Source organism: Pseudarthrobacter sp. efr-133-R2A-89, assembly GCF_030209315.1.
Taxonomy (GTDB): Bacteria; Actinomycetota; Actinomycetes; order Actinomycetales; family Micrococcaceae; genus Arthrobacter.
In genome coordinates this window covers 351,671-372,476 of sequence record NZ_JARVSE010000001.1, presented here as the reverse complement: position 1 = coordinate 372,476, position 20,806 = coordinate 351,671, and the positions used below count along the sequence as shown (strand labels likewise).

21 protein-coding genes are annotated in these 20,806 nt (G+C 66.5%); 20 read left to right on the top strand and 1 reads right to left on the bottom strand.

The genetic code is table 11. The annotated features are described in order from the left end of the window. Positions 1–4 precede the first annotated feature (4 nt). From ruvX to nusB, 9 genes are all read left to right on the top strand, one after another. Complete coding sequence (gene ruvX / locus QRM95_RS01700; protein ID WP_285246170.1) at positions 5–604, top strand: Holliday junction resolvase RuvX; 600 nt, start codon at positions 5–7, stop codon at positions 602–604. Beyond that, on the top strand, positions 601–2,364 hold the full coding sequence (gene mltG, locus QRM95_RS01695; protein WP_285246169.1) for an endolytic transglycosylase MltG: 1,764 nt from the start codon (positions 601–603) through the stop codon (positions 2,362–2,364). The genes ruvX and mltG overlap by 4 nt, the downstream gene beginning before the upstream one ends. Beyond that, a complete protein-coding gene (locus QRM95_RS01690) occupies positions 2,361–3,221 on the top strand; it encodes a shikimate dehydrogenase (protein ID WP_285246333.1) in 861 nt (286 codons plus the stop codon). The genes mltG and QRM95_RS01690 overlap by 4 nt, the downstream gene beginning before the upstream one ends. Positions 3,222–3,244: 23 nt before the next feature. Further along, on the top strand, positions 3,245–4,444 hold the full coding sequence (aroC, locus tag QRM95_RS01685) for a chorismate synthase (RefSeq protein ID WP_285246332.1): 1,200 nt from the start codon (positions 3,245–3,247) through the stop codon (positions 4,442–4,444). Continuing rightward, positions 4,444–5,013: a shikimate kinase gene (locus QRM95_RS01680; RefSeq protein ID WP_285246168.1), complete on the top strand. Its 570-nt coding sequence runs from the start codon at positions 4,444–4,446 to the stop codon at positions 5,011–5,013. Before aroC ends, QRM95_RS01680 begins: the two co-directional genes overlap by 1 nt. Beyond that, the gene (gene aroB / locus QRM95_RS01675) at positions 5,010–6,101 is read left to right on the top strand and encodes a 3-dehydroquinate synthase (RefSeq protein WP_285246167.1); all 1,092 of its coding nucleotides are present in this window, start codon (positions 5,010–5,012) and stop codon (positions 6,099–6,101) included. The genes QRM95_RS01680 and aroB overlap by 4 nt, the downstream gene beginning before the upstream one ends. Then, positions 6,101–6,619, top strand: a complete 519-nt coding sequence (locus QRM95_RS01670) for a tetratricopeptide repeat protein (RefSeq protein WP_285246166.1) — start codon at positions 6,101–6,103, stop codon at positions 6,617–6,619. Before aroB ends, QRM95_RS01670 begins: the two co-directional genes overlap by 1 nt. 174 nt (positions 6,620–6,793) lie before the next feature. Beyond that, positions 6,794–7,357, top strand: coding sequence for an elongation factor P (gene efp, locus QRM95_RS01665; RefSeq protein WP_018761428.1), 564 nt, complete (start codon positions 6,794–6,796; stop codon positions 7,355–7,357). Then, a complete protein-coding gene (gene nusB / locus QRM95_RS01660; protein WP_018761427.1) occupies positions 7,357–7,767 on the top strand; it encodes a transcription antitermination factor NusB in 411 nt (136 codons plus the stop codon). Before efp ends, nusB begins: the two co-directional genes overlap by 1 nt. Positions 7,768–7,843: 76 nt before the next feature. On the opposite strand, the gene QRM95_RS01655 is transcribed toward nusB, so the two are convergent. Then, a complete protein-coding gene (locus QRM95_RS01655; protein ID WP_285246165.1) occupies positions 7,844–9,118 on the bottom strand; it encodes a PrsW family intramembrane metalloprotease in 1,275 nt (424 codons plus the stop codon). Positions 9,119–9,295: 177 nt separating this feature from the next. On the opposite strand from QRM95_RS01655, the gene pyrR reads away from it, so the two are divergent. The 11 genes from pyrR (at position 9,296) to coaBC (ending at position 20,790) form a co-directional block, all read left to right on the top strand. Further along, positions 9,296–9,883, top strand: a complete 588-nt coding sequence (gene pyrR / locus QRM95_RS01650) for a bifunctional pyr operon transcriptional regulator/uracil phosphoribosyltransferase PyrR (protein WP_285246164.1) — start codon at positions 9,296–9,298, stop codon at positions 9,881–9,883. After that, complete coding sequence (locus QRM95_RS01645) at positions 9,880–10,905, top strand: aspartate carbamoyltransferase catalytic subunit (protein WP_285246163.1); 1,026 nt, start codon at positions 9,880–9,882, stop codon at positions 10,903–10,905. Before pyrR ends, QRM95_RS01645 begins: the two co-directional genes overlap by 4 nt. Further along, a complete protein-coding gene (locus tag QRM95_RS01640; RefSeq protein ID WP_285246162.1) occupies positions 10,905–12,245 on the top strand; it encodes a dihydroorotase in 1,341 nt (446 codons plus the stop codon). The genes QRM95_RS01645 and QRM95_RS01640 overlap by 1 nt, the downstream gene beginning before the upstream one ends. After that, a complete protein-coding gene (locus QRM95_RS01635) occupies positions 12,245–12,763 on the top strand; it encodes a PH-like domain-containing protein (RefSeq protein ID WP_285246161.1) in 519 nt (172 codons plus the stop codon). The genes QRM95_RS01640 and QRM95_RS01635 overlap by 1 nt, the downstream gene beginning before the upstream one ends. After that, positions 12,744–13,997, top strand: a complete 1,254-nt coding sequence (gene carA / locus QRM95_RS01630; RefSeq protein WP_502934918.1) for a glutamine-hydrolyzing carbamoyl-phosphate synthase small subunit — start codon at positions 12,744–12,746, stop codon at positions 13,995–13,997. The genes QRM95_RS01635 and carA overlap by 20 nt, the downstream gene beginning before the upstream one ends. Then, positions 13,997–17,314: a carbamoyl-phosphate synthase large subunit gene (gene carB, locus QRM95_RS01625; protein WP_285246159.1), complete on the top strand. Its 3,318-nt coding sequence runs from the start codon at positions 13,997–13,999 to the stop codon at positions 17,312–17,314. Before carA ends, carB begins: the two co-directional genes overlap by 1 nt. Beyond that, positions 17,307–18,167: an orotidine-5'-phosphate decarboxylase gene (gene pyrF, locus QRM95_RS01620; RefSeq protein WP_285246158.1), complete on the top strand. Its 861-nt coding sequence runs from the start codon at positions 17,307–17,309 to the stop codon at positions 18,165–18,167. Before carB ends, pyrF begins: the two co-directional genes overlap by 8 nt. 111 nt (positions 18,168–18,278) lie before the next feature. Further along, positions 18,279–18,596, top strand: a complete 318-nt coding sequence (mihF, locus tag QRM95_RS01615) for an integration host factor, actinobacterial type (RefSeq protein ID WP_026264488.1) — start codon at positions 18,279–18,281, stop codon at positions 18,594–18,596. Positions 18,597–18,642: 46 nt separating this feature from the next. Further along, positions 18,643–19,236 carry a guanylate kinase gene (gene gmk, locus QRM95_RS01610; RefSeq protein ID WP_285246157.1) on the top strand — a complete coding sequence of 198 codons (594 nt, stop codon included), beginning with the start codon at positions 18,643–18,645 and terminating at the stop codon, positions 19,234–19,236. A 16-nt stretch (positions 19,237–19,252) separates the two neighbouring features. After that, entirely contained in the window at positions 19,253–19,513 is a 261-nt protein-coding gene (gene rpoZ / locus QRM95_RS01605; RefSeq protein ID WP_026264487.1) for a DNA-directed RNA polymerase subunit omega, read from the top strand. A gap of 38 nt (positions 19,514–19,551) precedes the next feature. Then, a complete protein-coding gene (coaBC, locus tag QRM95_RS01600) occupies positions 19,552–20,790 on the top strand; it encodes a bifunctional phosphopantothenoylcysteine decarboxylase/phosphopantothenate--cysteine ligase CoaBC (RefSeq protein ID WP_285246156.1) in 1,239 nt (412 codons plus the stop codon). The last annotated feature ends 16 nt before the right edge of the window (positions 20,791–20,806 follow it).

Here is a 20,806-nt window from a genome sequence, read left to right as displayed (position 1 = left end):
TGCCATGACCAATCCTGCAGCTGCCGGCGGCTACCCCCAGGGCGTCAAACTGGGGGTGGACGTGGGCACCGTCCGGGTCGGCGTGGCACTGTGTGACCGCGACGGGATCCTGGCCACGCCCTACAAGACCCTTGACCGGAACGCCAAGAAGAACTCGGACGTTCGGGTCATCGCCGAACTGGCGGAAGAACATGGAGCCGTCCAGGTTTTCGTGGGCCTGCCCCGCACCATGAAGGGCGAAGAACACGCGTCCGCCAGGATGGCCACGGACTACGCCCTGCTGCTAGTTGAAGAGCTTTCCGGACGCGGTTTGGCGGTCCCGGTGAACCTCGTGGACGAGCGGCTGAGCAGCGTTACGGCGCACCGGAACCTGCACGAAGCTGGCATGAGCAGCAGGAACCACCGTAAAGTGGTTGATCAGGTCGCGGCGGCGGGTATCCTTCAGCACGCCATCGACATGCAGAAAGCCAGGGGAGCGGATGTCGGCTCACGCGTGACAGCGCCATCCCCGACCGTGGACCTGGGGGCCGGTGGGGTGGACGAACCAGTCCGCGCCATCTCCGCAGACACGGCCCGATCTTCAGATAATGGAAGGCAACAGTGAGCCCTGCCAACATTGACGACACTTCCGGCCCGCAGGACGCCGGGGCCGCGAGGCCGTTGACCCGCAAGGAACTGCGCGCACGCGAAAAGAGCCTCAATACCGGCGGCCACGACGCCGTCCCCGAGCAGGCCTATGAGACGGGCGAGGTCCCGCCGCCTCCCGTCACGCCGCCGGCAGCCGCTCCCGCGGCCGCAGAACCAACCTTTGCTCCGCTTCCCGACGCCGAGGACGTGCCGGCTGCCCCCGAAGCGCCGCCATCCATCCAGGACGGACCGCCGGCCGGTGACTCCCACCCTGCCGGCCTTTGGAGTAACGAGGCTTCCGCCGGCACCCACCACGACACCGTGGCGCCGCCGCATGACCACGTGCAGGTTGGCGACGACGTACACCAGCAGGAGGACCTGGCGAACGTCCCGGACGCAGAGCACCCTGCGGACGTGTACGCCTACGCGGACGTTGCGCACAATCAGGATGTACAGCACCACGACGACGTGGTCCACCACCCGGACCACGCCCCCTTCACCGACGGCCACCATGACCACGACGGGCACCACTACGGGGAAATCCCGGACCACCATGCATACGACGCCGGATACCACGACGATGCCCACCCGGACGACGCCCACCCGGACGATGCCCACCCGGACGCCGCCCACGAGCTGCTTCCCGTGTCCTCGGCCGCCCAGGTAGTGTCCCGGCCCTCGAAGAAGGTCCGGCGCCGGCGCAGGTTGCTGGCCCTGTTCCTGACGCTCGCTGTGTTCGTGACGGCGGTGGCTGTGGGCGCCCAGTTCCTCAAGCCCCTCCTCGGCAGCGGCAAGCCATCGGATTTCCCCGGACCGGGGACCGGCGAGGTCCACGTGACCGTGGCAAGCGGCGAAGGCACCCGGTCGGTGGCTGTCGACCTAGAGAACCAGCGGGTCGTGGCCAATGCCGACACCTTCATGCAGGCGTTCCATGCATCCGGGGCAACGCTGTCGCCGGGCGACTACGTCTTCAAGACCGAAATGAAGAACGCCGACGCCGTTGATGTCCTGGCCGGCAAAGACAAGTCCAAGGTCATCTACTTCGCCCTCAGCGCCGGCCTGCGGATCGGGGAGTCGCTGCAGGCAATTTCCGAGGGTTCTGGAATTTCCATACAGCAGTTGCAGGCGCTGAGCAACCAGCCCGCCCAGTTTGGCCTGCCGGCGAACGCGAAGAACCTGGAAGGTTACCTCGCCCCGGGTGAATACCGCTTCCCGCTCGGAACCCCGGCCAAGGACATCCTGCAGTCCCTCGTGAAAGCCACCACCGATGAGCTGGTGTCGCAGGGAATCACCGACCCCGCCAAGCAGTACCAGGCCGTCATTGTGGCCAGCATTGTCCAGGCCGAGGGCGGCCAGGCCGATTACGGCGACGTGGCCGGAGCGATTTACAACCGGCTCAAGCCGAACGACCAGACCGGCGGTTTCCTCCAGGTGGATTCGGCGGTGACCTACGGCCTGGGCACCAAGAGCCTGAACTTCACGGATGACCAGCGCAAGGACAAGTCCAACCCGTACAACACGTACGCCAACCCCGGACTCCCGCCAGGTCCCATTGGTTCACCGGGCAAAACTGCCATCGACGCGGCCGCACGGCCCAAATCCAATGACTACCTGTACTGGGTCACCGTCAACCTCGACACCAACGAAACGAAGTTCGCGAAGACGCTGGCCGAACACAACGCCAACGTTGAGCAGTACAACGCATGGTGCAAGGCCAACGCGGGCCGCTGCACATGAACCTTCGGGCTGCCGTCCTTGGCCACCCGATCAGCCACTCAAAGTCTCCCGCGCTGCACCTTTCGGCGTATGAGCGGCTGGGCGCGGCGATCAGCTACACGGCCATCGACGTCACCGAGCAGTTGCTGCCGTCCTTCATGCGCCAGATCCGGAACCAGCCCGGCTGGCGCGGGCTCTCCGTGACCATGCCGCTGAAGACCGCCATGCTTGATGAAGTGGACGAAGTCCGTGGAGTGGCGCAGACCCTGGGGGTCGTCAACACAGTCACTTTCGAGGAATCCGGCGGCGCGGTGAAGACGGTCGGGTCCAACACCGACGTCCCGGGGATCGTGAACGCCTTGCGCCACGCCGGGACGGCCGCGGCGCCGTCGGCCGTAATACTCGGCGGCGGCGGCACGGCGGCGTCGGCTGTTGCGGCCCTGAAGGAACTCGGCACCTCTACGGTTCAGGTGTACGTCCGTGATTCCTCGCGGGCTGCCGACGTCCGCGCCGCGGCCGGCAGCCTGGGGGTAGCGCTGGAGGTCCGACCGCTCGCTGACGCCGCGCGCCCGACCTCGGAAGCCGACGTCGTCATCTCCACCCTGCCGCCACGCGCGGCCGACGGCCTCGCCGCCGAAATCGCGGCCTTGAAGACAACGACGCCGGGTGTCCTCCTGGATGTGGCCTACGATCCGTGGCCCAGCCTGGTGGCCTCGGTGTGGCAGTCCGGTGGCGGCCGCGTGGTGCCAGGCCTGGAGATGCTGCTGTACCAGGCGGTGGAGCAGGTGCGGCTTTTCACCCGGCGTGGGGAAGACGTTAACGCAGCTGTCATAGATGTGATGTGTGACGCAGTCGGCCTTGCCCGACGGGCGTTCTGACCGCCCTACGTGGCAGGATGGAAATTATGCGTTGGTTGACTGCCGGTGAATCCCATGGCCCGGCTTTGATGGGAATTATTGAGGGCGTCCCTGCTGGTGTGGAAATCACCAGCGGGGACATCGCAGACTCCCTGGCCCGCCGCCGGCTCGGCTACGGCCGCGGCGCACGGATGAAATTCGAGCAGGACGTGGTCACCATCCTCGGCGGTGTCCGGCACGGCCGCACCCAGGGCGGTCCCGTCGCCATCCAGGTGGGCAACACCGAATGGCCCAAATGGGAGCAGATTATGTCTGCCGACCCCGTGGATGCTGAACTCCTCGCCGACCAGGCCCGCAACGCACCGCTGACGCGGCCCCGCCCGGGCCACGCCGACTTCACCGGGATGCAGAAATACGGGTTCGATGAGGCACGTCCGGTCCTGGAACGCGCCAGCGCCCGCGAAACAGCGACCCGGGTTGCCCTCGGCACCGTGGCAGCCCGCTTCCTCCGGCACCTCGGAATCGAACTGGTCAGCCACACCGTCTCGATCGCCAGCGTCACCGTGCCCGAAGGCCGGCCCCTGCCGCTGCCCGGCGATGTCATCGCCCTGGACACGGATCCGCTGCGCTGCTTCGACCGCGAAACCTCCGACGCCATGGTTGCCGAGGTGGACGCCGCACACAAAGAAGGCGAAACACTGGGCGGCGTGGTCGAAGTCCTCGCCTACGGGCTTCCGCCGGGACTGGGCAGCTACGTGCACTGGGACCGCCGGCTCGATGCCCGCCTGGCCGCGGCGCTCATGGGAATCCAGGCCATCAAAGGCGTGGAAGTGGGCGACGGCTTCCTGACCGCTGCACGCCGCGGTTCAGCCGCCCACGACGAAATTGTCCGTGACGGCAAGGGCAGGATCAGCCGAGCCAGCAACCGAGCCGGCGGTATCGAAGGCGGCATGAGCATTGGCGACGTCCTCCGGGTCCGTGCCGCCATGAAACCGATCGCCACCGTGCCGCGCGCCCTGCGCACCATCGACGTCAGCACCGGTGAACCGGCCAAGGCCCACCACCAGCGCTCCGACGTCTGTGCCGTCCCGGCCGCAGGCGTCGTGGCCGAGGCCATGGTGGCACTGGTCCTGGCCGAAGCGGTCATGGAGAAGTTCGGTGGTGACTCCGTGCCGGAAACCGCCCGCAACATCAAGGGTTACCTGGACAACATCCCGGCTTCCCTGGACTCGATCGGCCAGTAGTGCTCCATCACAGCAGTACCGGCCCCGCAGGCGGCCGGCCGATCGTGCTCATTGGCCCCATGGCCGTCGGCAAATCGGCCATCGGCCAGCAACTGGCGCAACAATTGGGCGCCCGTTTCATTGACACCGACGCAGTCATCGTTGCCGGGCACGGCTCCATCGCCGATATCTTCGCAGGCCGCGGAGAGCACGCGTTCCGCGAAATCGAAGCTCGGACCGTCGCCGGCGCCGTTGAGGAAGCGGCAGGGACCACCACGGTGATTTCGCTGGGGGGAGGGGCCGTGCTCGACTCAGGGACGCAGCAGCTCATGGGCCGCTGCACCGTGGTCTACCTCGAATGCGACGCTGATACCGTGGCGGACAGGATCGCCCGGAACTCGGGCCGGCCACTCCTCGCCGGCGACGCCATGGGCCGCTGGACAGCAATGTTCGCCACCCGCAGGCCGGTCTACGAGAGGCTGGCCGACATCACCCTGGACGTCCGCCACGGCTCCATACCCGAGCTCGGCGCACGGCTGGAAGCAGCACTGCGGCACCACGCAGCTGCCAAACAGGAAGTTGAGAAGTGAACACTCAATCAACAGTCATCAACGTCACCGGCGAGGGTGCCGGAAACAACTACGGCGTCGTCGTCGGGCGCGGCCTGCTTGGTGAACTTCCCGCCCTGCTGGGTGAACGCGTCCGCCGCGTCCTGGTGATCCACCCCCGCGCGCTGCGCCTCACCGGCGACACCGTCCGCGACGAGCTGGCCGAGGCCGGCTTCACCTCGCTTACGGCGGAAATCCCGGACGCCGAGGAAGGCAAGCACATCCAGGTCGCGGCATTCTGCTGGCAGGTCCTGGGACAGAACGACTTCACCCGTTCGGACGCCATCGTGGCCGTGGGCGGGGGAGCAGTCACCGACCTCGCCGGCTTCGTCGCCGCGACCTGGCTGCGCGGCGTCAAGGTCATCCACATGCCCACCAGCCTGCTGGGCATGGTTGACGCGTCCGTGGGCGGCAAAACCGGCATCAACACCGCGGAAGGCAAGAACCTCGTGGGAGCGTTCCACCCGCCTGCGGCCGTCCTGGCCGACCTGGACACGCTGGACACGCTGCCGAAGAACGAGATCATTTCCGGCCTCGCCGAGGTCATCAAGTGCGGCTTCATCGCCGACCCCGCCATCCTCGATCTCGTGGAGAAAGACCCGGCCGCGGTGGTGGATCCCCGCTCCGAGGCACTGCGCGAGCTGATTGAACGCGCCATCGCCGTCAAGGCGAAGGTGGTTTCCGAAGACCTCAAAGAATCCGGGCTCCGGGAAATCCTGAACTACGGACACACCCTGGGCCACGCCATCGAGCTGGTGGAACGCTACTCATGGCGGCACGGCGCCGCGGTGTCCGTGGGCATGATGTTCGCGGCCGAACTTGCCCGCAGCGTGGGCAGGCTCAGCGACGCCGACGCCGACCGGCACCGGAGCATCCTGGACGGCCTCGGGCTGCCGGTCACCTACCGCAGGGACCGCTGGCAGGGGCTGCTGGATGGGATGCGCCGCGACAAGAAGTCCCGCGGCGACCTGCTGCGCTTCGTGGTGCTGGACGGAATCGCCAAGCCGGGCATCCTTGATGTGCCGGACACCTCGCTGCTGTTCGCCGCGTACCAGGAAATTGCATCCTGATGCAGGGCGACATGAACGGCACCGCCGACTGGCCCCAGGCCGGATTTCCCGGTATCCGCATCAACCCGGAAACCTTGATGCCCCAGATCGTCAATGAGGACGCCGTCCGGGAAGCACTGTCAGCCTCCACTGACCCCGCGGACCACATATTCGTCCTGTTGGTCGAGGGTCACGCCTCCGACGCGGCTGAACTCCTGGCCGAAGCACGTTTCAAGGACCCGGAATCGTTCCGGCTCCGCGTCTTCGAAGCCGAGGTACTGAGCGTCACCCACCGGATGGACCGCGCCATTGAACTGTTCCGGCAGCTCCTGGCAGAGGTACACGGCACGCCCCGTGAAGCGCTGGCACTGCAGTTCCTGGGCAAGGCCCAGTACGCAGCGGGCCAGACCTCCGCCGCCGTGGAGTCGTTCTCCAAGGCGCTGGACCTGCGGGTGGCGCAGTCCGCGGATGCTGCCCAAATCTATTCCTCCACCGTGGCGCTCCAGCGTGCGCGGGACATCCTGGAATTGGCCTGCTGAGGCGGCAGGCGGCGGCAGCGGACAAGCTGCCCGGTATTTACCGGGTAGAATGGTTGTGGAATTTTTGCATCCACGCGATTTTTGACAAACACGTGCAGGCGGGCCGCTTTGGTTTGCCCGCCCGGCATACAGCACCTGGCCCACACGGCCGGATAAAGAAACCAGAGGAAACCAGTGGCAACCACTAACGACATTAAGAACGGAACGGTCCTGAAGCTTGAGGGCCAGTTGTGGAACATCATCGAGTTCCAGCACGTCAAGCCCGGCAAGGGCGGCGCGTTCGTCCGCACCAAGATGCGCAACGTGATGTCCGGCAAGGTTGTCGACAAGACCTTCAACGCCGGCCTCAAGATTGAGACGGCCACCGTGGACCGCCGCGACTACCAGTACCTGTACCAGGATGGCGCAGACTTCGTGTTCATGGACACCTCCGACTACGACCAGATCACCGTTTCCGGTGCCACGGTGGGGGACGCCACCAACTTCATGCTTGAGAACCAGATGGTGAACATCGCCATCCACGACGGCAACCCTCTCTACATCGAACTGCCGCCGAGCGTCGTCCTCGAAATCACCTACACCGAGCCGGGCCTGCAGGGCGACCGCTCGTCCGCCGGCACCAAGCCTGCCACCCTGGAAACGGGTTACGAGATCCAGGTGCCGCTGTTCATCGAGAACAACACCAAGGTCAAGGTGGACACCCGCGACGGCAGCTACCTGGGCCGGGTCACCGAGTAGTGAGCGCCCGCGGTAAAGCCCGCAACAGGGCACTGGATGTTCTTTTCGAGGCGGAGCAACGCTCTGTTTCGGCGTTCGACGTGCTTCGCGCACGCCGGGAAAAGACCGACCAGGTGGTCAACCCCTACACCCTGGAAATCGTTGAGGGCGTAGTGTCCCAGCAGGCTGCCATCGATGAGTTCCTGGAGACCTACTCGCAGGGCTGGAGCCTGGAACGGATGCCGTCAGTGGACCGCATCATCCTTCGCATTGGTACCTGGGAGCTCCTGTACAACGACGACGTCCCCGACGGAGTGGCGGTCAGCGAAGCCGTTGCACTGGCCAAGACGCTCTCCACGGATGAGTCTCCGCAGTTCATCAACGGCCTGCTTGGCCGGTTGCAGCAGCTGAAGCCCTCGCTGCTCGCCTAGCAAAGAGACCAGGTTTGCGGCGTCAGCTCGACGCAGAAGGGACCCGCCGGACATCCGGCGGGTCCCTTCTGCGTCCTCAACGGGCGATGGCTGCGCGGAGCTCCAGGATCCTCTGGAGCTGTTGCCGCTCCTCGGCCTGGTGAAGGGGCACGTCCCGCCCGCTCAGGATCCGCTGGCGGATATTCGCGAGCTGTGTGGCCGCCTTCAGGAACTGCTTCATCTGCGGTTTCCTGCCCGAGGCGGCGGCCCACGACAACGCCGTGCGCCTTCCGGTGGGGGTCGCCAGGAGCTGGACCTCGTCCGGCGTGAACCAGCCCGCGGCCGAATACTCCAGCAGCCTTTGCCGGGTCAGGCGTTTCTCGGCAATCCGAAGGAAGATGATGCCTGCCACCGCCAGCAGGAAGATCGGAACCTGGACCATGATGTAGTCCAGCAGGAAGCCCCTGCCCATGCTGTTCCACCTGTTGTGCAGGAACATGGCCGGCAGCAGCCCCACAAGGAACGCTCCGACCGATGCTCCGGTATGCCACTTCCGCGCGGCGAACCCCATCACCAGGCCTGTGGTTCCGGTGAAGATCGCGTGCGCGAATGGCGACATCACGCCGCGGAGGACGAAGATCTGGGCGAGGTCGCTTGCAGGGGAAGCCGATTCGGCCACGGCCCTGCCGAAATAGAGGATGTTCTCGGTGAAGGCGAACCCGCCGGCGATGGTAAAGGCAAAGACGACACCGTCCACGGGCCCGTCGAATTGCCGTCGCGCTGCCAGCAGGATGATCAGCAGGCCCAAGGACTTGGCGAACTCCTCGACCACGGGCGCCTGGACTGTGGCCATATACGTTTGCAGGTCCACTTGGTCCGTAAACTGGAACGCGATGACGAAAAACGGCTGGATGAGCAGGGTCACGGCAACGGATACCGCGGCGCCCCACACGAAGGCGAATAACAGCAGCCGCTTGGGCTCCGGTTCCCACCTGTCGATAATGTGGACCGCCGCCAGGACCACGGACAAGGGAACCAGGGACGCGAGGAACCCGATCAGGAATCCGCCGGCGCCGGTATTGGACAGCAGGAACGGGACCACCAGGAACAGGCTCAGGAACGCCAGCACACTGCCTGCGATGGAGAGTCCCGCCAGCCCGGTCCGTGCCCGGGATACCCGCAGCGCAAGCCCCGGGACATACGGGCCGACGGTGGCCAGGGGCTGGCCGCCGTGCCCCGGTGCCGGGCGGTAATGTCCTGGATGGACCTGGCCCATCCAGCTGGGGTTGGCCTGCCGGGGGACCGGCCCGGGCGCTTCGCGGTAGGGGTCCTCGGGAAGCCCGGGTGGTGGTTGCTGCGGATACGTCGGCATACCGGAAAGCCTAGGCGGGGGCTGCCGGAGCGCCAAGGAACTGCCAATCCGCGCCATCCGGTGTGACCAGCAACGCGTTTTCCGGGGGCAGGGGACGGGAGGCGATGTGGTAATTTTGAATCGCAAATGTTCCTTTTTTAATTCCGTCCTGTGAGGCGGGGAAAGGGGAGACGAGCGTTGACTTCTGTCACCAGCGCACCGGTTCCAGCCAGGGTTGTCCTAAGCCAGGCGGATATTGACCGGGCACTCACTCGTATCGCCCATGAGATCCTCGAAGCAAACAAGGGATCCAGGGACTTGGTCCTGCTGGGCATTCCCCGCCGCGGATACCCGCTGGCTGTCAGGCTGGCCGAAAAAATCGCCGCTGCCGACGCCACCGTGGACGCTGCCGCGATCGTGGGTCAGCTTGACGTCACCATGTTCCGTGACGATCTTTCCCACCAGGGGACCCGGCCGCCGTACCCCACCAAACTGCCCCGTACGGGGATCGACAACAAGGTAGTGGTGCTGATCGACGACGTCCTGTACTCGGGACGCACCATCCGCGCCGCCCTGGACGCCCTCGTTGACCTCGGCCGGCCCCGCATCGTCCGGCTTGCCGTCCTGATCGACCGGGGCCACCGCGAACTTCCCATCCGTGCTGACCATGTGGGCAAGAACCTGCCCACGTCCTCCGCCGAAAAGGTCCGGGTCCGGCTCGAGGAGACCGACACGCCCCACGGCGGATCACCGGTCAACGAAGTCGTGATTGAGGGCGGCGCATGAAACACCTCCTGTCCACCCAGGACCTCAGCCTTGAGAATGCCATCCGCATCCTGGACACTGCCGAGGAAATGTCTGCCGTCGGCGAGCGGGAGGTCAAGAAACTCCCGGCGCTGCGCGGACGCACGGTAGTCAACCTTTTCTTCGAGGACTCCACCCGGACCCGCATCTCCTTTGAAGCCGCAGCCAAACGGCTGTCGGCCGATGTGATCAACTTCGCCGCAAAGGGGTCCTCGGTATCCAAGGGCGAATCCCTCAAGGACACCGCCCAGACGCTGTCCGCCATGGGGGCAGACGCCGTCGTCATCCGCCACTGGGCGTCCGGCGCGCCGCACCGGCTCGCCGCAACGGACTGGATCGACGCCGGTGTCATCAACGCCGGTGACGGCACCCATGAACACCCCACCCAGGCCCTCCTGGACGCTTTCACCATGCGCCGGCACTGGGCGCGGCTGGCCGGAACGGCGTCGGAGGGAACCGACCTTAAGGGCCTGCGCGTCGCGATCGTCGGGGATGTCTTGCACTCACGCGTGGCACGGTCCAACGTCTGGCTGCTCCGTACCCTGGGTGCGGAGGTCACCTTGGTGGCACCGCCCACCCTGCTGCCGGTCGGCGTCGAACAATGGCCCTGCAGCGTCAGCTACGACCTCGACCAAACCCTGGCAAACGGCGTGGACGCCGTCATGATGCTCCGCGTCCAAGGCGAACGCATGAACGCGTCGTTCTTCCCCAGCACCAGGGAATACTCCCGCCGCTGGGGCTTCGACGACAACCGGCTCCGCGCCCTGGACGACCTCGGCATGACGGACACCATCATCATGCACCCCGGTCCCATGAACCGCGGCCTGGAAATCAGCGCCGCCGCCGCCGACTCATCCCGGTCCACCGTCCTGGCACAGGTCCGCAACGGCGTGTCCGTCCGGATGGCCGCACTGTACCTGCTGCTCTCCGGGGATTCCCGCGAACCAGCCGCAACCCGGGCCCCGGCCTACACCACCGCCGCGCCCATCAAGGAGAGCATCTGATGACGACCACCACCGGAACCTACCTCATCAAGGGCGCCTCGATCCTGGGCGGCGAAGCCTCGGACGTGCTGATCCGTGACGGCATCATTGCCGAGATCGGCCACGGCCTGGATGCCGACGGAGCCGCGGTGATCGACGCCGCCGGCTTCGTGGCGTTGCCCGGCATGGTGGATGTCCATACCCACCTGCGCGAACCCGGCCGCGAGGACGCCGAGACCGTCGAAACCGGAACCCGCGCAGCGGCCCTGGGTGGCTACACGGCCGTCCATGCCATGGCCAACAGCACCCCCGTCGCCGACACCGCCGGCGTCGTCGAGCAGGTCTACACCCTGGGCCGCGCTGCAGGCTGGGTGGACGTACGCCCGGTCGGGGCCGTCACGGTCGGACTGGCGGGGGAGCAGCTGGCAGAACTCGGCGCCATGGCCGATTCCCGCGCCCGGGTCCGGATGTTCTCCGACGACGGCATCTGCGTCCACGATCCCGTCCTGATGCGCCGGGCGCTGGAATACGTCAAGGCGTTCGACGGCGTCGTGGCCCAGCACGCGCAGGAACCCCGCCTTACCGCAGGGGCACAGATGAACGAGGGCGACGTCTCGGCGGTCCTCGGCCTGACCGGCTGGCCTGCGGTCGCCGAGGAAAGCATCATCGCCCGCGACGTCCTGCTGGCCCAGCACGTCGGCTCGCGGCTGCACGTCTGCCACGTCTCCACGGCAGGCTCCGTGGAAATCATCCGCTGGGCCAAGGAACGGGGCATCGACGTCACCGCCGAGGTGACCCCGCACCACCTGCTGCTGACCGATGACCTCGTGCGCAGCTACGACCCCGTCTTCAAGGTCAACCCGCCGCTGCGCACCGATGCCGACGTCCAGGCATTGCGTGCCGGGCTCGCAGACGGCACGATCGACGTTGTGGGTACCGACCATGCACCGCATCCCAGCGAACACAAGGAATGCGAATGGGCGCAGGCCGCCATGGGAATGACCGGGCTTGAAACGGCCCTCTCAGTCGTGCAGCACGCCATGATCGAAACCGGGCTGATGACGTGGGCGGACTTCGCCCGCGTCACCTCCACGGCCGCGGCGAAGATCGGGCGCCTCACCGACCAGGGACGGCCCATCGAAGCGGGCGAACCCGCCAACCTCATCCTGGTGGACCCGGCAGCCCGCTGGACCGTCGATCCGTCCACGATGGCCACCATGGGCCGCAACTCGCCGTTCAAGGGCCGGGAACTGCCGGGCAAGGTGGTGGCCACCTTCTACAAGGGACACCCCACGGTGCTCGAGGGTGCACTGAACACGCCCCACCCCGACGCCGCAGCCACCACGGCAGGCGTCGCCTGATGGACAAAATCCTCCCCGGACTTGCCATGCTGGCGGTCGTCGCCGTCGTCTTTGTCCTCCTGGGCATCGGCTGGCGGAATCGGCTCAGGCGCCAGGCCGACGTCGAACAGCTGCCCGAGGTGCCTGCGGCACCTGGTGAACCCGCCGCCGTCGCCGAAGGGCAGTACGTTGCCACCACCACCGCCGGTGACTGGCTTGATCGGATCGCCGTCCATGGCCTGGGGATCCGCACCAACGCAACCCTCGCGGTCTACCCGCACGGCGTCCTCTACGAACGGGCCGGAGCGCCGGCGCTCTACATCCCAGCTGCTTCCCTGACCGGTGTCCGGCAGGACAGCGGCATGGCCGGGAAGTTCGTCGAGAAAGACGGCCTGCTCGTGCTGGCCTGGACGCACGGCGCGCACGAACTCGACACCGGCTTCCGGACCCGCCGCGCCGCCGACAAAGACGTGCTCTACCAGGCCCTGCAGGAATTGATTTCGTCAGCCCCAGCGGCTGGTGCCACCAGTGGAAAGTAAGACAGTGAAAGCGAATACATTGACAGCAACCACCTCCGCTCCTGTGTCAGCCCCCGCTGCGCTGGTTCTCGAAGACGGCCGCATTTTCCGAGGCACCAGCTACGGCGCCACCGGCACCGCCCTGGGCGAAGCCGTCTTCGCCACCGGCATGACTGGCTACCAGGAAACCATTACGGACCCGTCCTACGCCCGCCAGCTCGTGGTGCAGACCGCACCCCACATCGGCAACACCGGTGTGAACAGCGAAGACGCCGAGTCACGCCGGATCTGGGTGGCCGGCTACATTGTCCGGGATGCCGCCCGCCGGCCCTCCAACTGGCGCTCCGAGCGCTCCCTTGACGAGGAACTGGTGGCCCAGGGCATCGTCGGCATCCAGGGCGTGGACACCCGCGCCATCACCCGGCACCTGCGCGAACACAAGACCATGCGCGCCGGCATCTTCTCCGGCGAGGCGGCAGAGGCCACGGACAAGGAACTGCTCGACGCCGTCCTGGCCAGCGAGCCCATGGAAGGTTCCCGCCTGGCCGAGGAAGTCAGCGTCGACGAAGCCTACGTTGTGGAGCCCAAGGACCACGGCTGGGAGGGGGAACCCCGCTTCACCATCGCGGCGATTGACCTCGGCATCAAGGCCATGACCCCGGTCCGGTTCGCCGAGCGGGGCGTCCGCGTCCACGTGCTGCCGGCTACCGCCACCCTGGAGGATGTCAAGGCCGTCAACCCGGACGGCTTCTTCATGTCCAACGGCCCTGGCGACCCAGCGACCGCAGACGCCCAGGTCAAGCTGCTCCGCTCAGTCCTGGACGAAAAGCTGCCGTACTTCGGCATCTGCTTCGGCAACCAGATCCTCGGCCGGGCCTTGGGCTTTGGCACCTACAAGCTCCGCTACGGACACCGCGGCATCAACCAGCCCGTGATGGACCGCCGCACCGGGAAGGTCGAGATCACCTCCCAGAACCATGGCTTCGCCGTGGACGCCCCGCTCGACGGCGCCACCCGGGCGCCGGAATCACGGTACGGCCGGGTGGAAGTCAGCCACATCAGCTTGAACGACGACGTCGTGGAAGGCCTTGCCTGCCTGGATATCCCGGCGTTCTCCGTGCAGTACCACCCCGAAGCTGCCGCCGGCCCGCACGACGCCGCGTACCTGTTCGACCGCTTCATCGACCTGATGGCGGACACCAGGAACGCTGACACCAAGACTGCCAACGACAACAAGACCGAGGACAAGAAGTAATGCCAAAACGTACAGACCTCAAAAGCGTCCTCGTCATTGGTTCCGGCCCGATCGTCATCGGCCAGGCCGCGGAATTCGACTACTCCGGCACGCAGGCCCTGCGTGTCCTCAAGGAGGAGGGCCTGCGCGTCATCCTCGTGAACTCCAATCCGGCCACCATCATGACCGACCCCGAGTTCGCCGACGCCACCTACGTTGAACCCATCACCCCCGAGGTGGTGGAGAAGATCATCGCCAAGGAACGGCCCGACGCCGTGCTGCCCACCTTGGGCGGCCAGACCGCGCTGAACACCGCGATCGCCCTGGACAAGAACGGTGTGCTCGAGAAGTACAACGTGGAATTGATCGGCGCGAACATCGCCGCGATCGAGCTCGGCGAGGACCGCGAAAAGTTCAAGGGTGTGGTGGAGCGTTGCGGCGCCGAGTCCGCCCGCAGCCACATCATCCACACCATGGACGAGGCCCTCACGGCCGCCGTCGACCTCGGGTACCCCATGGTGGTCCGCCCGTCCTTCACCATGGGCGGCCTGGGCTCCGGACTGGCCTACAACGAGGACGACCTGCGCCGGATTGTCGGCCAGGGCCTGCAGTACAGCCCCACCAGCGAGGTGCTGCTCGAGGAGAGCATCCTGGGCTGGAAGGAATACGAGCTCGAAATGATGCGGGACAAGAACGACAACGTGGTTGTCGTCTGCTCCATCGAGAACTTCGACCCCGTGGGCGTGCACACCGGCGACTCCATCACCGTGGCTCCGGCGCTGACCCTCACCGACCGCGAGTACCAGAAGCTGCGCGACGTCGCCATCGCCGTCATCCGCGAGGTGGGCGTCGATACCGGCGGCTGCAACATCCAGTTCGCCATCGACCCCGCCACCGGCCGTGTAGTGGTCATCGAAATGAACCCCCGCGTCTCCCGCTCGTCAGCACTGGCGTCCAAGGCCACCGGGTTTGCGATTGCCAAGATCGCCACCAAGCTCTCGCTCGGCTACACCCTGGATGAGATCCCCAACGACATCACCCAGAAGACCCCGGCGTCCTTCGAGCCCACCCTGGACTACGTGGTGGTCAAGGTCCCGCGCTTCGCCTTCGAGAAGTTCCCGGCGGCGGACAACACCCTCACCACCACCATGAAGTCGGTGGGCGAGGCCATGGCCATGGGGCGCAACTTCACCGAAGCACTGCAGAAGGCCCTGCGCTCCCTGGAACAGAAGGGCTCGCAGCTGGACTTCAGCAGCGTCCCGGAATGGGAAGTGGCCGAACTTATCGAAAAGGCCAAGCGCCCCACCACCGAGCGCCTGCACCAGGTCCAGCGCGCCCTCCTGGGCGGCGCCACCGTGGAGCAGCTGTTCGAGGCCACCAAGATCGATCCCTGGTTCCTTGACCAGCTCCAGCTGCTCAACGAGATCTCCCACGAAATCCGCCAGGCCGGTGCACTGACAGCGGACATGCTCAAGCGTGCCAAACGCCACGGGTTCTCGGACGAGCAGATCGGCGCCCTCACGCACAACCCTGAGGCAGTGGTCCGGGGCGTCCGCCAGGCCCTCGGCATCCGCCCCGTCTACAAGACCGTGGACACCTGCGCCGCCGAGTTCGCCGCGTACACGCCGTACCACTACTCGGCCTATGACGAGGAGGACGAGGTCGCGCTGCACGCCAAGCCGTCCATCCTGATCCTCGGCTCAGGCCCCAACCGCATCGGCCAGGGCATCGAGTTCGACTACTCCTGCGTCCACGCGTCCATGGCGCTCCGCAAGGCCGGCTATGAGACCGTCATGGTCAACTGCAACCCGGAAACCGTCTCCACCGACTACGACGTCTCCACCCGGCTGTACTTCGAGCCCCTGACGCTCGAGGACGTCCTCGAAGTCATCGCTGCCGAAGAGCGCACGGGCGGCGTCATGGGCGTGTTCGTCCAGCTCGGCGGCCAGACCCCGCTGAAGCTGGCGCAGCAGCTCGCCGACGCCGGCGTGCCCATCCTGGGCACCTCACCGGAGGCCATCGACCTCGCCGAGCACCGTGGCGCCTTCTCCCGCGTGCTGGACAAGGCCGGCCTGGTGGCGCCGAAGAACGGTACGGCCGTCTCCTTCGAGGACGCCAAGAAGATTGCCGACGAGATTGGCTACCCCGTCCTGGTCCGCCCGTCCTACGTGCTGGGCGGCCGCGGCATGGAAATCGTCTACGACGAGCCGAACCTCTCCCGCTACATCGCCAACGCCACCGAGATCACCCCGGACCACCCGGTTCTGATCGACCGGTTCCTGGAGGACGCTGTCGAGATCGACGTCGATGCCCTCTTCGACGGCACCGACATGTACCTGGGCGGCATCATGGAACACATCGAGGAAGCCGGCATCCACTCCGGTGATTCCGCCTGCGTCCTGCCGCCCATCACCCTGGGCAGCAACGTCATTGAACGGGTCCGCGTGGCCACCCGCGCCATCGCCGAGGGCGTGGGCGTCCGCGGCCTGATCAACATCCAGTTCGCGCTGGCCTCGGACGTCCTGTACGTGCTGGAAGCCAACCCGCGCGCCTCCCGGACCGTGCCGTTCGTGTCCAAGGCCACCGGCGTCCAGATGGCCAAGGCCGCCGCGCTGATCGGTACCGGCGTGACCATCAACCAGCTGCGCAGCGCCTACAAGATGCTGCCCGAAACCGGCGACGGATCCACCCTCCCGCTGGACGCGCCCGTCGCCGTCAAGGAAGCCGTGCTGCCGTTCAGCCGGTTCCGGACGCTCGAGGGCAAGGTGGTGGACTCCCTGCTCGGTCCCGAGATGCGCTCCACCGGTGAAGTCATGGGTATCGACAAGCACTTCGACACCGCGTTCGCCAAGAGCCAGGCGGGCGCCAACAACGCGCTGCCCACCGAAGGCAAGGTCTTCGTGTCCGTGGCCAACCGGGACAAGCGCTCGGTGATCATGGGCGTCAAGCGGCTCTCGGACCTCGGTTTCGAGATCGTCTCCACCGGCGGCACCGCCGACGTCCTGCGCCGCAACGGCATCCAGGCCACCCCGGTCCGCAAGGTGGCCGAGGGCAGCAGCGCCGAAGGGGAAGGCACCATCGCCGACCTCATCGTCGCGGGAGAAATCGACATGGTCTTCAACACCCCGTCCGGCGGCGAAGCACGCAGCGACGGCTACGAACTGCGCGCCGCGGCCACGTCCATCGGCATTCCGTGCATCACCACGGTGGCCGAGTTCAACGCCGCCGTCCAGGCCATCGAAGCCATGCGCACCTACGAGTGGTCCGTCACCAGCTTGCAGGAGCATGCGGCAGCACTTGCCGAGTCGCAGCTGAAGGCGGCCCTGCAGCATGCCTGAGCAGGTACCGGGCGCCGGCCGGGAGTCCTTTGGCTCCCGGCTGGGCGCCGCCATGGCATCCCGCGGTCCGCTCTGCGTGGGCATCGACCCGCACCCGGCGCTGCTGGAAAGCTGGGGCCTGGACGACGACGCCGAGGGGCTGAGGCGGTTTTCGCTGACGGTCCTTGAGGCCGTGGCTCCGCTCGCTGCCGCGGTGAAGCCCCAGGTGGCGCTGTACGAACGGCACGGATCCGCCGGCATTGCCGTGCTGGAAGAGGTCCTGGCCGGGGCCCGCGAGCAGTCGGTGCTCAGCATCGCCGATGCCAAGCGTGGGGACATCGGTTCCACCATGGCCGCCTACGCCGACGCCTGGCTCCGTGACGGCTCCCCGCTCGCGGCGGACTCGGTCACCCTCAGCCCCTACCTCGGGTTCGAGTCCTTGCGGCCGGCACTGGACCTTGCCGCGGACACAGGCCGGGGCGTGTTCGTCCTTGCCCTGACGTCCAACCCGGAAGGCGCCTCCGTCCAGCACGTTGGCGGCAGCGATTCGGTAGCCCGCCGGATCACCACCGCCGCAGCCGCGGAGAACGCCCGCTACGCAGGAAACCTTGGGTCCGTGGGCCTGGTGGTGGGCGCCACCGTTGGCACGGCCCTGACGGACCTCGACCTGGACCTCGCAGCAGTCCGCGGCCCCATCCTGGCGCCAGGCCTCGGCGCCCAGGGAGCTACCCCTGCCGATCTCCGGGCCACGTTCGGCGCCGCGTACCCGCTGGTCCTGGGAACCTCCAGCCGGGACATCCTCTCCGCAGGACCCCGGCCGGGTGGATTGCGGGAAGCTGCGCAGCGCACCTTGGACGGGCTGCGGGGACAATAGGCCGCCAATTCCCCGGATGCATTGCTTCAGGCTGCACCAAAGGGTATTTTCAGGACAGGTCCAAGGGCGGCCGCCCTTGGATGAAATCCGCCGACTCCGGGGGTGTCCGTGATGGTCCTGCGACCTTTATCTGCGACTGAACGGGCCGAGGCCCTGGGCAAGGCGGCGGCGGCAAGGGCCACCCGGGCGGCGGCCAAGGAAAGCCTTCGAAACGGGGACAGGTCCGCGGCGGACATCATTGGCTCAGCCCTTGAGGACGATGCCCTGGCCCGGATGAAGGTGTCCGAACTCCTCGAAGCCCTTCCCGGCATCGGGAAGGTCCGGGCCGCGGCCATCATGCAGCAGTTGGGCATTGCGGCGTCCCGGCGGGTCCGCGGGCTGGGCGTCCACCAGCGGCGGGCGCTGGTAGATTTTATAGACGAGCATTAGCGCAGGCCGGCCGCCTGCGCTTCCCCACCTCCAGCAAAAGGAATACGTGAGCAAGAAACCCGGACTGACAGTCCTCGCAGGTCCGACGGCTGTTGGCAAAGGCACCGTGTCCACCTACATCCGGGACAACTACCCCGAAGTCTGGCTTTCCGTCTCGGCCACCACCCGCGCCCCCCGGCCCGGGGAAGAGGATGGCGTCCACTACTTCTTCAAGTCCAAGGAAGAGTTCGAGCAGCTCATTGCCGACGGTGAACTGCTTGAATGGGCTGTGGTCCACGGCCAGAACACCTACGGCACGTTGAAGAGCACCGTGAACCGGGCGATCGCCGAGGGCCGCTCAGTCCTGCTGGAGATCGATCTGCAGGGCGCCCGCCAGGTCAAGACAGCAGTTCCGGACGCGCAGTTCGTCTTCCTGGCGCCGCCGACGTGGGACGAGATGGTCCGGCGGCTGGTGGGCCGGGGGACCGAAACCCCCGAGGAACAGCAGCGCCGGCTGGAAACCGCTAAACTGGAACTTGCTGCTGAACCGGAGTTCGACCACACCGTCATCAATGATGACGTCCGCCGGGCAGCGGACGAGCTTGTTTCACTCATGGGGCTGACCCCGCATCCACATCTGCCGGAACCGTCAGCCCGCTAGGAATTTGGAGAAATTCGTGTCTACGAACCTTGAAGGCATCATCAACCCGCCGATCGACGATCTGCTGAAGGTAGCGGATTCCAAGTACGGCCTGGTGATCTTCGGTGCCAAGCGTGCTCGTCAGATCAACGCCTACTACGCCCAGCTGCACGAGGGCCTGTTCGAATACGTCGGCCCTCTGGTCGATACCAAGCTGAACGAGAAGTCGCTCTCGATCGCCCTGCGGGAGATCAACGAAGGCAAGCTGGTCTCCACGCCGATCGAAGCCGCAGAGTAGTCCTGCAGCCGAACTGACTTGCTGTTGACGGAGGTCACGTGCGCATAGTCCTCGGAGTCGGGGGAGGGATTGCCGCCTACAAGGTGGCGTCGCTCCTCCGGCTTTTTACTGAAGCCGGCCATGACGTCACGGTGATCCCCACCGAGGCGTCCACCCGGTTCGTCGGTACCGCCACCTGGGAGGCGCTGTCCGGCAACCCGGTCAGCAACAGCGTTTTCGATGACGTGCACCTGGTCAACCATGTACGGCTGGGCCACGAGGCCGACCTCGTGGTCGTCGCACCCGCCACGGCCGACCTCCTGGCCAAGGCAGCCACCGGCCAGGCCGGCGACCTCCTGACCAACACGCTGCTCATGGCGCACGGCCCGGTGCTCTTCGCCCCGGCCATGCACACGGAGATGTGGCAACACGCCGCCACCCGCGCCAATGTGGAGACCCTCCGCGGCCGTGGCGCTGCAGTCCTTGAACCCGCCTCCGGCAGGCTGACAGGGGCAGACTCGGGACCGGGCAGGCTCCCGGAACCCCAGGCCATTTTCGACGCCGCCATGGCGCTGGTGCAGAGCCGCTCCGATTACCAGCTTCCGCTGGCAGGACGCACCGTCACCATCAGCGCCGGCGGAACCCGGGAACCCCTGGACCCGGTCAGGTTCCTCGGCAACCGGTCCTCCGGCAAACAGGGCGTCGCGCTGGCCGTTGCCGCGCGGAATGCGGGGGCCACCGTGCGCTTGCTGGCGGCCCACATGGAGGTCCCGGCGCCGGCAGGGGTTGACGTGCAACGTGTGGAGACGGCCATGGAGCTCCGTGAGGCCGCACTCGCTGCAGCAGCTGATTCCGACGTCATCATCATGTCCGCTGCCGTGGCCGATTTCCGGCCCGCGGAGGTCTCGGACACAAAAATCAAGAAGCGTGACGACACCGCCGACCCCGTCATCACCCTGGTCCGCAACCCGGACATCCTGCAGGAACTGGTGGAGCAACGCAACGCATCCCGTGCCGGAAGCGGGCAGCTCGTCGTCGGTTTCGCTGCCGAAACAGGAGACAGCCAGGGCGACGTCCTGGCGTACGCCCAAGCCAAACTGCAGCGCAAGGGCTGCGACCTGCTGGTGGTCAACCATGTGGGCATGGACAAGGTGTTCGGACAGGACTCCAACGAGGTGGTCATCCTCTCCCGGGCCGGCTCCGAACCACAGGAGGCGTCCGGGACCAAAACCGAGGTTTCGGAGGCCATCATCAGGCGCATCAGCTTTGAACTGAACCACGTTTCACCCCGCGCCTGAAGTGTTTCAGGCCACG